Genomic DNA, 14,954 nt, shown 5'->3' on the forward strand with positions numbered 1-14,954 from the left:
GCTCGACTTGCATGTGTTAGGCCTGCCGCCAGCGTTCAATCTGAGCCATGATCAAACTCTTCAATTTAAGATTTTGTCGGCTCAATGAATACTGAACATTACATAAAGTAATGTTTGAATTGACTGTGCTCTTATTGGTTTTCACTTTAGAAAAGTAAAACAAAACAGCTCAAGGCTGCTTCCCAATTCGAATGGCCACTTCGTTTCATTGAAACCTAATTTGAAACCGAAGTTTCTAATTGGATTATCATCAACGAGTGCCCACACAGATTGATAGGTTTATATTGTTAAAGAGCAACTCTTCTTTGTGATTAACATCACTTCTGAAGAGGCGGCCATTCTAGCGATATAATTTATTGTGTCAAACACTTTTTCAAATTATTTCGTTTTTCTTTTCAGCCTTGCCGACTTTGCTTAAACCCTTGTGAGCCCTTGCCCTGTCGACGAGGAGGCATTATAGAGATCGCGCTCACATTGGCAAGCGTTATTTTTCAAAAATTGCAAAAACAATGGTTAAGCGATGAGTTTTCGATCAAAGCTTTATTTATTCAACTTTACCCCAAGAACTCGCACAACTTATCCACAGAGTTATTCTATAAAGCGTGTTTTTCAGGTGCTATAAATAAAGAAAGCTGCTTTATTGCAGCTTTCTTTATTTACTCTAAACTCGATTTAAAGGTCATTATGGTTATATGCCGGACCCATCTTGTTCTGAACCATCATCTTCATGTAGACCACACTCTCGTTTTAAACCAAAGAATCGAGTTTCTTCCTCAGACATTCCCGGCTCCCATTTACGAGTGGTATGAGTATCACCAACTGAAAGGTAACCTTCATCCCACAATGGGTGGTATTTAAGGCCGTGTTGTTCTAAGTAGTAATGGACGTCTTTATTAGTCCAGTCAATTACTGGCAAAAACTTAAACACACCGTTCTGAATTGATAGTATCGGTAAACCTGATCGTGATTTACTTTGCTCTCGACGTAGTCCAGAGAACCACGTTCCAACATTAAGCTCTTTTAGCGCTCGACGCATTGGCTCCACTTTATTGAGCTTGTTGTATTTTTCAATTCCCTCTACACCCTGCTCCCATAACTTTCCATATCGAGCCTCTTGCCAATTCGCACTTTCTTTCGCTCGATAAACTTTTAAGTTTAGGTTGAGAGCATCTGTCAGCTCATCAATGAATTGATAGGTTTCAGCAAACAGGTATCCTGTATCGGTTAGAATGACGGGGATATCCGCTTTGACTTGAGTCACTAAATGAAGCATAACCGCGGCTTGAATACCAAAACTAGAAGAAACCGCAAACTCGCCCTCTAGATTTTCTAAAGCCCACTTTACTCTCTCTTGTGCTGAAAGCTTTTCGAGCTCGACATTAATTTGAGCAAGACGGAGGATTTGCTCCGTCTTTGTTAATGTCAGTAACTCTGTGAGCTCCAGCTTGGATGCTACAGAATCAAGCATGAAAGTCCCTCTTTGATACGAGCACTTCTTGGATAATACCAGCACGAATTGTGAAATCGCCGAAGGCTTCGCCTTCTTCACGCTCTTTCGACCATCGAGCCACCAGCAGATCAATCTCTTCTAAGATTTGCTTATCCGTGATGTTCTCTTTGTACATTTTTGGTACTCGAGTACCAGCACGGTTACCACCTAAATGTAGGTTGTAACGACCCGGCGCTTTGCCAACTAGACCAATTTCAGCCAACATTGCGCGACCACAACCATTTGGACATCCAGTTACACGCAAAATGATGTTGTCATTTTCTGGTAGGTTGTGCTTTTCCAAAATCCCCTCCACATCAGTAACAAACTGAGGAAGGAAACGCTCTGCCTCTGCCATTGCTAACGGACACGTTGGAAAGGCAACACACGCCATTGAGTTTTTGCGCTGCTCACTGATATTGTCATCCATCAAGCCATGTTCACGAGCGATCTTTTCGATCTTCGCTTTTTCGCTTTTAGGTACCCCCGCAACAATTAAGTTCTGGTTGGCAGTCATACGGAAATCGCCTTTATGGATTTTGGCAATTTCAGCAACACCCGTTTTAAGTGGTTTGCCTGGGAAGTCCAGCAGACGACCATTTTCGATGAAAAGTGCTAAGTGATGTTTACCATCAATTCCTTCTACCCAACCAATACGGTCACCACGCTCAGTAAACTCGTACGGGCGGCTTGCTTCAAACTGAATGCCTGCTCGCTTTTCGACTTCGGCTTTAAAGACATCAGTACCTACACGGTCAAGTGTGTATTTGGTTTTGGCATTCTTACGGTTTGAGCGATTACCCCAATCACGCTGAGTGGTAACCACCGCCGCTGCAACATCAAGCGTTTTCTCTAATGGGATGAAACCTAAGTCGTCAGCGCGGCGCGGATAAGTTGACGTATCACCATGTGTCATCGCTAGACCGCCGCCGACCAGGACGTTAAAACCAACCAGCTTGCCGTTATCTGCAATCGCTACGAAGTTGAGATCGTTAGCGTGTACATCTACGTCATTTTGCGGTGGGATAACCACTGTGGTTTTAAACTTACGTGGTAAGTAGTTCTTGCCTAGAATCGGTTCGTCTTCTTCCGTGCTTTCTACTTTCTCACCGTCCAGCCAAATCTCTGCATAAGCGCGCGTCTTTGGTAATAGATGCTCACTGATCTTCTTCGCCCATTCGTAAGCTTCTTGGTGTAACTCTGACTCCACTGGGTTAGTGGTACACAACACGTTACGGTTTACATCACCCGCGGTTGCAATCGAATCAATGCCAATACTGTTGAGCGTTTGATGCATCAACTTAATATTCGGTTTTAATACCCCATGAAACTGGAACGTTTGGCGAGTCGTCAGACGAATACTTCCATATAAAGAGTGCTCCGTTGCGAACTTGTCGATCGCTAACCATTGCGTTGGCTTGATGATGCCTCCAGGCATACGAGCACGAAGCATCACATTATGTAATGGTTCCAGTTTTTGCTTTGTGCGTTCATTACGGATATCACGATCGTCTTGTTGATACATACCGTGGAAACGAATTAACTGGAAGTTGTCGGCAGTAAAGCCACCAGTAATACGGTCCTGTAAATCTTGCTCAATGGTGCCACGTAATAAGTTACTTTCTCGCTTCAGGCGCTCGTTATCAGATAGCGGCCCTAACTCTTCACCTAATACAACCTGCTTATTATTGTCCGTAGAAAAAGTCATTAGTACACATCCCTCTGATAACGTTTCGCTTTACGTAGGTCATTAATAAATTGTTCCGCATCGTCACGCGGCATCTTGCCTTCTTGTTCAGCAACGATAACCAGTGCGTCGTGCACATCTTTTGCCATACGAGTGGCATCACCGCAGACATAGATATAAGCGCCTTCTTGGATCCACTGCCACACTTGAGCTGCGTTTTCTAAGATGCGATGTTGTACGTAAACTTTTTCTACTTGGTCACGACTAAAAGCAACATCCAATCGGCTTAGTGCTCCTGACTTGAGGTACTTTTGCCATTCAACTTGGTATAAGAAGTCTTGAGTGAAAGTACGATCACCAAAGAACAACCAGTTTTTGCCTTCAGCATCGCGGTTTTCACGTTCCTGAATAAAGCTACGGAATGGTGCGATCCCTGTGCCTGGACCAACCATGATAATTGGAGTGCTATCATCTTCCGGCAGTTTAAAGTTGTTGTTATGCTCAACAAATACTTTAACTTCATCTCCCTCTTCGAGACGCTGTGCTAAGAAGCTCGACGCACCACCATATCGTTTTTCGTCGTTTTGTTCGTACTCAACCAAAGCAACCGTTAGGTGTACTTCTTCATCGACCTCTTCTTGGCTTGATGCAATAGAGTAAAGGCGAGGAGTAAGACGACGAAGCAAACTAATCAACTCATCTGCGGTTAACTTGGTTTTCTTCTCTGCCAATACATCAACAATTTGAGTATTTGCAGAGTACTCGCGAAGTTTATCTTTATCGTCAACCAGCTTTTGTAGCTTCTTGCTACCGGATAACTCGGCAAACTTTGTAATGAGCTGAGGGTTAGATGTTGTGATTTCATATTTACTCACGAGAGCACTATGGATTGACAAGCTTTCGCCATCAACATCAACGGTTTCAACCCCAGACAAACCGACCTTACCAAGAATGGCATTAGCAAGTTCTGAACTATTTTCAAACCACACACCTAGCGCATCACCAGGCTGATACGTTAACCCCGAACCTTCCAAGTCAATTTCTATATGACGAACATCCTTTCCAGAATCACGACCCGTGATTTTTTGACTGGTCAGTAACGTCGCTGTGTATGGGTTTTGTTTATTGTAAGGAGAGTGCGCAGTCGCCGCCTGACCCACTGGAAGTTGAACCACATCCGCTTCAGTGCCAGAAGAAAGCGTATCTTTTACCTTACCTAACGCATTCTTACGCCATTCAGCTGCTGGTGCTTCATAATCCACATCGCAATCAAGACGATCGATAAATGGGGTCGCGCCTAACTTTGATAGGTAAGCGTCGAAGTCTTTACCGGTTTGGCAGAAGAATTCGTAGCTCGAGTCACCCAGAGCAATAACGCCATATTGAAGGTTTGACAGCTTAGGAGCTTTCTTAGATTGCAAAAACTCGTGTAGCTCTATAGCGTTATCTGGTGCTTCGCCTTCGCCATTCGTCGATGCCACAATAATGACATGTGTTTCTTTGGCTAAGTTTTTACCTTTGTAATCACTTGCATCAAAAAGTTCGACAGCAATTCCTTCTGCTTTTGCTTCCTGCTCTAAAGCTTCAGCAACGCCTTTAGCGTTGCCAGTTTGGGAAGCAAAAATAATACTCAGCTTACCTGCAGGCTTCGCTGATACGGCTGCCGTCGCTTGTGCAATTGGCGTTACCGCTATATTTGGTTGATTTTGAGCTAATCCCCAAAAATACCCACTGACCCAAGCAAGTTGCTGTGAAGACAACTCAGAGACAGTTTGTTGGAGTGAGCTAATTTGTTGGTCATTCAGAGGGCTTGCGATTGGAGGATTTCCTCCTTGCCCATTATTATCTTCAGACACATTCTTGTGAGAATACTCATTCTTTTGAAAAGACATTATCACGACATCCCTATTCATTGCGTGACGATAGAGTACCCACTCTCCTTAATAACAAGAAAGAATAGAAGTGAATGTTTTATAACTTTTTGGAAGTAAGAACGGCTTACTTTTTGCTCATCGATCTTCAATGCGGACTTGTTGAAAGCCTACTGCCATTGCCGATTTTGACGCTGCATCCAAATCTTCATAAAGACATTCTTCACCATGACTGTCCGTCAGAAAAACAAAACCACCGCGCGCATGTCTGAACTCCACAACCCAGCCACCCTCTTGGATTGCAGGTTCAATAATCGCTTCGACAAGCTGGTTTTCACGGAATAGATGTCTTAGTTCGTTTATTGTCATCGCTATCCCTGCTTTAACTTTCACATTGCTCCTAGGTAAGCATGGTCTAAGTCAGCAAAATAGGCAGAAAATTCGATTGGATATAATGAAGTGATATAAAAAAACGCCGCTTATAAAGCGACGTTTTAAAAAAATCGAGTATCTAATCTGGCTGCATTTAGAATGCGTATTCTGCACTCACAAAAAAGCCGTTAGCAAAAATAAACTCTTTCCCTAGATCCGACATGAATTTCTCGGACTCCAAATCAATCACGCGGTAACCACCACGAAAAGCCAGTTGAGCTTTTTCGAGCGGTACATGGTATTGAACACCGGCCATGAAATCAGTGCTTTTGATACCTTTGTTGTCACCAAAGTTTATCTCACCAATCACATCAAAATTTGTGTCCGGAACTTGAATCTCTGCGTAACCGTACCAAGCCCAAATCAGCTCATCAAACTCTTCTATACGCTTGTTTGAGCCAGCATCAATGTATTTAGTGTCACTTAAATTACTGAATGTAACACCCGCATCAAAATGCAATAAATCATGCTCCAGAACTTGGTAGTACATGGTGAAATCGAGCTTATCGAACCCCATGTAATCCGCATCAACACTTGAGTAGCGAAGGCGCGCATTAGGAACGTATTTAACATCATGTTCAATCGCCGCGTAAAATGCGCCTGTTGTGCTGCTATCTCGTCTTACTTCATTTACTTTAGTGTCAGCAGCCCAGATCTCTGCGCCGACTTTCGTCGATACAGAATAATCTGCAAAAACAGGAAAAGATACTGCCAACGATAATGCTGTTAAAGCGATGGTCGCTTTATTTGTCATGTAGTGTGTACTCCGAGATAGCTGATGTTCACGTTGAAGACGTGAGAGGAAATATACCATACTCTCACGTCTCTCTATCAACTAAATCATGTCACTCGTTATTTATAGCGGGGCTGGGCAACGTAATTCTTGAAGAACCAAACACCCAATGCAATCACGATTAACCATGGCAATAGTTTGAGTACCGCTCCGACCATTCCCAGTAAAAACATCACAACTAACGCAATACCGGTTGCTGCGAATACGGTCATCATTGTGATACCGGTAACCAATAGGGTCGCCGCAAAGACTAAAATAAAGATTAGCTCCAACATAATCACTTCTCCATTTGTTTTTAATAAACAGAGCAGTTTCCATACCAACTTACCAAGATGACGATAACACAATGATTTTTATTCAAAAATAAAGCCAGAGGCATTTCTGCACTCTGGCTTGCTTGTTCTTTAGTTGGTAATTTTAGCCAACCACTGGTGAATTTTACACATTCAATTCTTTTGGAATCTTCGCTAACGCGTCTTGCAGCACTTCTAAACCAGAACCCGGCTTGTGCGCATTTTCACTGATATGACGACGCCATTGACGAGCACCTGGCATGCTTTGGAATAAACCTAACATATGACGGGTAATATGGCCAAGGTACGCACCTTTTGCTAATTGCGCTTCAATGTATGGGTACATTTCTTCAACAATTTCGCTGCGTTTCTTCACTGGAGCATTAGAGCCAAATAACTCTTGATCTACCGATGCCAGTAGATATGGGCTTTGGTAAGCCTCACGACCAATCATCACACCATCAAGATGCTGAAGATGTGCTTTGGCTTCTTCTAGTGACTTTACACCACCGTTAATAGCAATGGTTAAGTGAGAAAAATCTTGCTTCAATTGGTAAGCTCGTGGGTAATCCAATGGTGGGATCTCACGGTTTTCTTTCGGACTAAGACCACTTAACCAAGCTTTACGCGCGTGGATAGTGAACTGCTCACAGCCCCCCTTTTCTGAGACAATAGAAACAAAATCCGTTAAGAACTCGTAAGAATCTTGATCATCAATACCAATACGAGTCTTGACTGTCACAGGAATATCAACCACGTCCTTCATTGCAGCGACACAATCCGCAACCAACTGTGGTTCCGCCATTAGGCAAGCACCAAAGCGACCGTTTTGTACACGGTCAGACGGGCAACCCACATTGAGGTTAACCTCATCATAGCCACGCTCTTGAGCCAGTTTGGCACACTTTGCCAAGTCTTCTGGGTTTGAACCACCCAACTGAAGGGCCAACGGATGCTCTTCTTCGTTGTAAGCCAGGAAATCTCCTTTTCCATGAATGATCGCACCTGTCGTCACCATTTCAGTGTACAGCAGGGTTTCTTTGGTCATTAAGCGATGGAAGTAGCGACAATGACGATCGGTCCAGTCGAGCATTGGTGCTACGGAGAGCCTGCAAGAATGAGTCATGATATAAACACCCGTTTTTATGTTGCCAAGGTCGAGCGCAGCAGTACGCTCAAAAAATAAGTCGGGTATTGTATACCCAAGCACCTCTAGGTGCTAGTTTCAGCGAGAATGATTTGGTTGGCTGGCTAGCCAAATGCTTAAGAATATGCAGCAGTAATACGAATTCGTCACTCGTTGATTCATTCTGTGATGACTATTCCGACTTCACACCACCACCGACTTGCTTTAATTCATGATTTTCGTTCTGATAGTGGGTAAAATGAAGCATTTCTAAACGAACTTCGTATAGAAATGATTTATCATAGAGCACGTCCGATAGTTATGGTGAAAGGTTTGAACCCAACAATCATTGAACAAATTGAAAGTATCTGCGCAGAGCGTGGAGTACGATTGACTCCGCAACGCCGACGCGTGTTTGAACTCATTTGTTCTAATCGCCGCGCCTCAAGTGCGTATGAGCTATTGGAGCAACTAAAAGAGAGTGAGCCTCAGGCCAAGCCTCCAACTGTTTATCGAGCGTTAGATTTTCTCTTAGAGCAAGGTTTTATCCACCGAGTGGAATCGACAAATAGCTTTATTACTTGTTGTTCTTTCAATACTCAACAGCACTTTTTCCAATTACTAATTTGCGATAAATGTGGTGATGTCGTTGAACTCGAAGATGAGACACTGATATCCTTGTTAGCTGAAAACGCCGAGAAGCATGGATTCAAACTGACCAACCAAGTTATTGAAACTCATGGTGAATGCCAGGCCTGTTCCTCCGAGACGAAAGAAAAAGTATAGAAGAACGTTATGCGCGCTGAATTTGTAAACCCGTTTTTAGCTTCTTTAATGAACGTGCTAAAAACCATGGCTTCTCTTGAGCTGAAGCCACAAAAACCGCGAATCAAGAAGGATGAGATCGCACGAGGTGACGTTTCTGGTTTGATTGGCATGGTTGGCCCACAAACACGTGGTTCAATGTCAATTACCTTTGATGAAGCGTTAGCGCTAGAAATCATGCAGAACATGCTTGGTGAGCGTCCAAACGGACTCAACGAAGAAGTGACCGATATGGTGGGTGAGATCACCAACATGGTTACTGGTGGTGCGAAGCGCATTTTGGCTGAAAGCGGTTTTGATTTTGATATGGCGACACCCGTTGTGGTATCTGGCCGAGGCCATACGATTCGCCACAAGTGTGAAGGCTCAATCATCATCATGCCTTTCTCTTCCCAGTGGGGAAATGCCTTTATCGAAATCTGCTTCGAATAAAAGAGAAAAAATAGGTTGGCCAGTGCCAACCTATTTTGTTTCTGCCTCAGGCAATAAAAAGGTCAGCATTTGCTGACCTTTTCTTTTTCTATTCAAACATTCACTAAGCTTTGAACGCTTTAAATGCGTTAATTAGACCGTTTGTTGAGCTGTCGTGCGAGTTGATTTGAGACGCATCGGCAAGCTCAGGTAGGATTTGGTTAGCCAGTTGTTTACCTAGCTCTACGCCCCATTGGTCAAAGCTGAAGATGTTCCAGATAACACCTTGTACGAAGATTTTGTGTTCGTACATCGCAATCAAGTTACCTAGCGTACGAGGCGTGATTTGCTTCACTAGGATAGAGTTTGTTGGACGGTTACCTTCAAACACTTTGAATGGCGCAATCGCTGCCACTTCTTCAGCGTTCTTACCTGCTTTCACCAACTCTTCTTTCACTGTTTCTTCACTCTTACCAAACGCTAGTGCTTCAGTTTGCGCAAAGAAGTTGGACATCAGTTTTTGGTGATGATCGCTAGCTGGGTTGTGGCTGATTGCAGGTGCAATGAAGTCACATGGGATCAGCTTAGTGCCTTGGTGAATCAGTTGGTAGAACGCGTGCTGACCGTTGGTACCTGGTTCACCCCAAATAATAGGGCCCGTTTGGTAAGTCACAGCATTGCCTTCACGGTCAACGTATTTACCGTTTGATTCCATGTTACCTTGCTGGAAGTACGCCGCGAAACGGTGCATGTACTGATCGTAAGGTAAGATAGCTTCTGATTCCGCACCGTGGAAGTTGTTGTACCAAATACCGATAAGCGCAAGGATCACAGGGATGTTGCTTTCTAGGTCTGTTGATACGAAGTGCTTGTCCATCTCGTGAGCACCTTCAAGCAGCTCAACGAAGTTGTCGTAACCTACCGCTAATGCGATTGATAAACCGATTGCAGACCATAGTGAGTAACGGCCACCAACCCAGTCCCAGAATTCGAACATGTTCGCGGTATCGATACCGAATTCAGACACGGCTGTCGCGTTCGTTGAAAGCGCAGCAAAGTGCTTAGCCACGTGCGCTTGATCGCCAGCTGACTCTAGGAACCAATCACGTGCTGTGTGCGCGTTAGTCATGGTTTCTTGCGTTGTGAACGTCTTAGACGCGATCAAGAATAACGTCGTTTCTGGGTTAACTTTCTTCAACGTTTCAACAATGTGAGTACCATCAACGTTAGATACGAAGTGAAGGTTTAGATGATTTTTGTATGGTGCTAGAGCTTCCGTCACCATGTAAGGGCCAAGGTCAGAACCACCGATACCGATGTTCACGATATCAGTAATTGCTTTACCTGTGTAACCTTTCCACTCACCGCCGATAACGCGTTCAGTGAATGATTTCATTTTTTCTAGAACCGCGTTCACTGCTGGCATTACGTCTTCGCCGTCTACCATTACTGGTGTATTCGCGCGGTTACGTAGTGCAGTGTGAAGAACAGCGCGACCTTCTGTTTGGTTGATCGCTTCGCCACTGAACATCGCTTCAATTGCAGATTTCAGCTCAGTCTCGTTCGCAAGAGCGAACAGGTGCTTCAGAGTTTCCTCATTGATGAGGTTCTTTGAGTAATCGACTAGGATGTCTGAGCCGAAACGTGCAGAGTATTTGTCGAAACGCGCTGCGTCTTGAGCAAATAACTCTTTAAGATCCATATCTTGTGCAGATTCGAAATGCGCAGTTAGCGCTTTCCAAGCTTGTGTTTGCGTTGGATTGATATTTTTCAACATGGTCTTTATCCCGATGTTACAGTAGGTTCCATTCCTTACAGTCTAGCGAAAACTGTGGAATCCCCGATTTAGCAAATAGAATATTAATTAGATGTTTGGGCGAATTGCCACAAAACAAGTCTTTGTAATTTTTTTTCAGGTGCCAATTATGACTGAGAGTATTTACACTCACATTGAGTTAGGTCACGTTCCCTGCCCTGAAAATGAACAATTCATTTACGATGACAAGAATCATATCACTTACTAATGACAGGCTCTAATTGGAATAGGATAGACGCCAATTTATAAATTTCCAAAGGAACACGTATGTGGGCACAAAAAACACTGCAATTAAAAGCGAGAAGCCGCGGTTTTCATCTAATAACTGATGAAATTGAACAACAATTACCACAAATAAACGAGCTTTCAGTAGGTTTATTACACCTATTTATTCAACATACCTCCGCCAGTTTGACCTTAAATGAGAATGCTGATCCAACCGTGCGTATGGATATGGAAGCACACTTCAATAAGTTTGTGCCAGAGCGTGCTCCTTATTATCAGCACACCTATGAGGGGGATGACGACATGCCAGCACACATTAAAGCATCCCTACTTGGCAGTAGTGTGACGATACCAATCCAAAATGGTCGATTAGCTTTAGGAACATGGCAGGGCATTTACTTGGGTGAGCACCGAGACTTTGGCGGCGGCCGCCGCGTTATTGCTACGATTAACGGTGAGTCGATAAAACAAAGGCTAACCTTAGGTTAGCCTTTCGCTGTTTATTTTGAGTACTCCATCTCGACGCGAGGCGTTAGCTTAGTCACGAGTTCATACGCAATGGTACCAATGTGACCCGCCACTTCTTCTACTGGGAGCTCTTTCCCCCAAAGAATCGCTTCATCGCTGACTTTATCCGTTGCATCTGGTCCCAAATCGACCGTCAGCATATCCATGGAAACTCGACCTGCAATAGGTACTTTACGGCCATTAACCCACACCGGCGTACCGTTTGGAGCACTTCTTGGGTAACCGTCGCCATACCCTACAGCAATGACACCAACTTTTGTATCTCGCTCACTGGTCCAAATACCACCGTAGCCAACACTTTCACCCTTTTTCACTTCACGTACCGCAATAAGGTGGGATTTAAGTGTCATGACAGGCTGATACCCAAGATCTTGCGCCGTTTTGTCATCGAATGGCGACACACCATACATGATAATACCCGGACGAACCCAATCTAAATGGCTTTGAGGCCATGCCAATAACCCCGCAGATGCCGCCAGTGAACGTTCCCCTTGGCAACCAGAAGTCAACGATTTAAACAGCTCAATCTGTTGTGGGGTAATATCGCTATCCAGCTCATCTGCACAGCCAAAGTGGCTCATGTAACGCAACGGTTTCGCTACATTTGGGCACTCCTTCAGCCGCGTGACAAACTCATCATATTGTTCAGGACGAACCCCAAGGCGGTGCATGCCACTGTCAATCTTCAGCCACACGACAACCGGAGTTTCAAGGTCTGCTTGCTCCAAAGCGATAAGCTGCTCTTCACAATGCACCACGGTTTGAATGTTGTTCGTCACAAGAACAGGTAAGTCACCTGGAGAGTAAAAACCTTCTAGCAATAGAATTGGCTTTACCACGCCACAAGCGCGCAGTTGCAACGCTTCTTCAATGCGCGCAACACCAAAGGCATCCGCATGGTTGGCATGTTTTGCAACGTGACGTAATCCGTGACCATAGCCATTGGCCTTCACTACAGCCATCACTTTACTTTGGGGCGCTTGCGCTTTCACGCGCTGTAAGTTGTGCTGCAACGCAGACAAATCAATGCACGCCTTGGCCGCTTTCATATAGCTCATGGGGTTACTCATCATCAATATCGAATGCAGGACCCGCGTAGTTGTCAAAGCGCGAGTGTTGACCTTGGAAGGTGAGACGTACAGAGCCGATAGGGCCGTTACGTTGCTTACCAATGATGATTTCTGCCGTACCTTTGTATGGGCTATCTGGGTGATATACCTCGTCACGGTAGATGAACATGATCAAGTCGGCATCCTGCTCGATAGAGCCCGACTCACGCAAGTCCGAGTTTACTGGGCGTTTATCTGAACGTTGCTCTAGGGAACGGTTAAGCTGAGACAGCGCCACGACGGGCACATTCAGCTCTTTTGCCAGCGCTTTCAGAGAGCGCGAAATCTCCGCGATTTCCAGCGTACGGTTATCAGAGAGTGCAGGCACGCGCATAAGCTGAAGGTAGTCGACCATGATCATCGACAGACCGCCATGTTCACGTGCGATACGGCGAGCGCGTGAACGCACTTCGGTCGGAGTTAGACCGGAGCTGTCATCAATGTACATGTTTTTCTTCTGCATCAAGATACCCATAGTAGAAGAAATACGCGCCCAGTCTTCGTCATCCAGCTGACCCGTACGGATCTTGGTTTGGTCAACGCGAGACAAAGAGGCCAACATACGCATCATCAACTGCTCGGCTGGCATCTCTAGCGAGAAAATAAGCACAGGCTTCTCTTGTTGCATGGCCGCATTTTCACACAAGTTCATCGCAAAGGTCGTTTTACCCATCGATGGACGCGCCGCGACAATCACCAAATCAGAACCTTGCAAACCTGCGGTTTTCTTATTGAGGTCAGTGAAACCTGTGTCGACACCCGTTACACCATCTTGCGGCGTTTTATATAACAATTCGATACGTTCTAACGTCTTTTCGAGGATGTTATCAACATTTTGTGGCCCTTCGTTTTCACTGGTTCGTGACTCAGCGATGGCGAAAACTTTACTCTCCGCCATATCAATCAGATCTTCCGAGCTTCGACCTTGAGGATCGTAACCCGCATCCGCAATCTCATTCGCGACACCGATCAAACCACGGACGATCGCTCGTTCGGCAACAATATCAGCGTACGCATTAATGTTAGCGGCGCTTGGCGTGTTTTTCGCCAAATCTGCAAGGTAAGCAAAACCGCCCACATCTTCTAATTGCTCGTGACGCTCCAGGTATTCCGATAAAGTAATAAGATCGAGAGGCTTGCCCGCTTCAAGAATGGTTTTTACACCTTCAAAAATTAGGCGATGCGGACGACTATAGAAATCACTGCTTACAACACGTTCGGCAACGGTGTCCCAACGTTCATTGTCCAGTAAAAGACCACCAATTACTGATTGCTCGGCTTCTAGTGAGTGAGGTGGCACTTTGATTGCGTCGACCTGACTGTCTGAAGGTTTGCGATTTCTGTTTTCCGCCATGACTTTGCTCGATAACTACTATTGACCCACGATTATAACCTTAACCTAACTGAGATGCTTCCCCGAAGAGACAATTACTTGTTAAGAAATCAACATGCGAACCGCACAAGTAATAGCCTGGTTCTTCCGCCCAGCTCTAATAAAAATTAACCTACCATTGACCCAACAAAATATCTGTATCAGTATCATGCCCCTCCTTTTTAATTACGTTCGAGGTTGATGTGTCCCGATACTGGTTACTTAGCTTTAGCTTACTATGCGCTAGTGCATCGTATGCTGACGAATCAGTACAGCCAGAGCAAAATATTGATGTGCCCGACCCATTAAAAACCGAGGTGGAGTTCGGCTATCAAGCTCACACAGGTAACACGGACTCTCGTTCCCTGAATGCTCGTTTGAGTGCTGAATATACGTCAGGTCGACACCGTTCTAATGGTGAATGGAAGTACTACAACTTGTACAAAGACGGTGAAGAAGACAAACGCTCATCCACCTACGCCCTACAGAGTGACTACAAGTTAGGTCCTAAAACGTATTTGTATGGCAGCTTTAAAGGGGTGGATTCTCGTTACAGTGCCTATTTTAAAGACTACACCTTATCAGGTGGTTTGGGTTACCAGTTTTCCTACACTGAAAACTTCATTTTAGAGGTAGAAGTTGGTCCTGGTTTTCGTTATCAAGAACCAAATTTAGATGAGATCGATGATGACGACATTGTCTTTCCCGATATCGTTCGAGAAGGCATTTTTCGAGGGAATATCAATACGACTTGGCACGCACTAGATAATTTGAGTTTCGCGGCTGATATTACGTTGGTAACAGGTAAAAGTAACACTCGGGCCGATAGTGAACTCAGCGTGACCAATGATATTACTGAAGATATTGCACTGAAACTGGCACACTCTCGTCAGTATCACGATAAAGTGCCTGAAGGCTTAAGCAAAGCGGATAGCGTATTTTCCGTTAATTTACTCTTCGCTTTTTAACCCGTTTTT

The 14,954-nt window shown here is 44.6% G+C and carries 14 protein-coding genes and 1 rRNA gene; 4 read left to right on the top strand and 11 right to left on the bottom strand.

The features are described from left to right. The 8 genes from ACWYVB_RS21790 to dusA all read right to left on the bottom strand — a co-directional run. Nucleotides 1–67: ribosomal RNA gene (locus ACWYVB_RS21790) — 16S ribosomal RNA — on the bottom strand; the annotation flags it as partial. Between the two features lie 621 nt (nucleotides 68–688). Then, nucleotides 689–1,468, bottom strand: a complete 780-nt coding sequence (locus ACWYVB_RS21795) for a phosphoadenylyl-sulfate reductase (RefSeq protein ID WP_457530135.1) — start codon at nucleotides 1,466–1,468, stop codon at nucleotides 689–691. Then, nucleotides 1,461–3,197, bottom strand: a complete 1,737-nt coding sequence (gene cysI / locus ACWYVB_RS21800) for an assimilatory sulfite reductase (NADPH) hemoprotein subunit (RefSeq protein ID WP_457530137.1) — start codon at nucleotides 3,195–3,197, stop codon at nucleotides 1,461–1,463. The genes ACWYVB_RS21795 and cysI overlap by 8 nt, the downstream gene beginning before the upstream one ends. Then, complete coding sequence (locus ACWYVB_RS21805; RefSeq protein ID WP_457530139.1) at nucleotides 3,197–5,068, bottom strand: assimilatory sulfite reductase (NADPH) flavoprotein subunit; 1,872 nt, start codon at nucleotides 5,066–5,068, stop codon at nucleotides 3,197–3,199. Before ACWYVB_RS21805 ends, cysI begins: the two co-directional genes overlap by 1 nt. Nucleotides 5,069–5,185: 117 nt before the next feature. Then, a complete protein-coding gene (locus tag ACWYVB_RS21810; protein ID WP_005455817.1) occupies nucleotides 5,186–5,416 on the bottom strand; it encodes a hypothetical protein in 231 nt (76 codons plus the stop codon). A 157-nt stretch (nucleotides 5,417–5,573) separates the two neighbouring features. Next, complete coding sequence (locus tag ACWYVB_RS21815; protein WP_193448365.1) at nucleotides 5,574–6,233, bottom strand: TIGR04219 family outer membrane beta-barrel protein; 660 nt, start codon at nucleotides 6,231–6,233, stop codon at nucleotides 5,574–5,576. A gap of 98 nt (nucleotides 6,234–6,331) precedes the next feature. After that, a complete protein-coding gene (gene pspG, locus ACWYVB_RS21820; protein WP_005398086.1) occupies nucleotides 6,332–6,547 on the bottom strand; it encodes an envelope stress response protein PspG in 216 nt (71 codons plus the stop codon). A 163-nt stretch (nucleotides 6,548–6,710) separates the two neighbouring features. Further along, entirely contained in the window at nucleotides 6,711–7,691 is a 981-nt protein-coding gene (gene dusA, locus ACWYVB_RS21825; protein ID WP_046874642.1) for a tRNA dihydrouridine(20/20a) synthase DusA, read from the bottom strand. Nucleotides 7,692–8,012: 321 nt separating this feature from the next. Here dusA and zur point away from each other — a divergent pair, with 321 nt between their 5' ends. Continuing rightward, nucleotides 8,013–8,477, top strand: coding sequence for a zinc uptake transcriptional repressor Zur (gene zur, locus ACWYVB_RS21830; RefSeq protein ID WP_005381268.1), 465 nt, complete (start codon nucleotides 8,013–8,015; stop codon nucleotides 8,475–8,477). A gap of 9 nt (nucleotides 8,478–8,486) precedes the next feature. Then, on the top strand, nucleotides 8,487–8,948 hold the full coding sequence (locus ACWYVB_RS21835) for a chemotaxis protein CheX (RefSeq protein WP_005381269.1): 462 nt from the start codon (nucleotides 8,487–8,489) through the stop codon (nucleotides 8,946–8,948). 103 nt (nucleotides 8,949–9,051) lie between these two features. Here ACWYVB_RS21835 and pgi read toward each other — a convergent pair whose 3' ends face one another. After that, on the bottom strand, nucleotides 9,052–10,704 hold the full coding sequence (gene pgi, locus ACWYVB_RS21840; RefSeq protein WP_048626706.1) for a glucose-6-phosphate isomerase: 1,653 nt from the start codon (nucleotides 10,702–10,704) through the stop codon (nucleotides 9,052–9,054). A gap of 306 nt (nucleotides 10,705–11,010) precedes the next feature. Here pgi and ACWYVB_RS21845 point away from each other — a divergent pair, with 306 nt between their 5' ends. Then, nucleotides 11,011–11,457, top strand: coding sequence for a secondary thiamine-phosphate synthase enzyme YjbQ (locus tag ACWYVB_RS21845; RefSeq protein WP_012841356.1), 447 nt, complete (start codon nucleotides 11,011–11,013; stop codon nucleotides 11,455–11,457). A gap of 11 nt (nucleotides 11,458–11,468) precedes the next feature. Here ACWYVB_RS21845 and alr read toward each other — a convergent pair whose 3' ends face one another. Both alr and ACWYVB_RS21855 read right to left on the bottom strand, forming a co-directional pair. Beyond that, a complete protein-coding gene (alr, locus tag ACWYVB_RS21850; protein WP_031777284.1) occupies nucleotides 11,469–12,545 on the bottom strand; it encodes an alanine racemase in 1,077 nt (358 codons plus the stop codon). 13 nt (nucleotides 12,546–12,558) lie between these two features. Then, the gene (locus tag ACWYVB_RS21855; protein WP_005395704.1) at nucleotides 12,559–13,959 is read right to left on the bottom strand and encodes a replicative DNA helicase; all 1,401 of its coding nucleotides are present in this window, start codon (nucleotides 13,957–13,959) and stop codon (nucleotides 12,559–12,561) included. 221 nt (nucleotides 13,960–14,180) lie between these two features. On the opposite strand from ACWYVB_RS21855, the gene ACWYVB_RS21860 reads away from it, so the two are divergent. Next, the gene (locus ACWYVB_RS21860) at nucleotides 14,181–14,945 is read left to right on the top strand and encodes a DUF481 domain-containing protein (protein WP_006743223.1); all 765 of its coding nucleotides are present in this window, start codon (nucleotides 14,181–14,183) and stop codon (nucleotides 14,943–14,945) included. Nucleotides 14,946–14,954: the final 9 nt, after the last annotated feature.

Source organism: Vibrio sp. JZG10 (assembly GCF_054064075.1).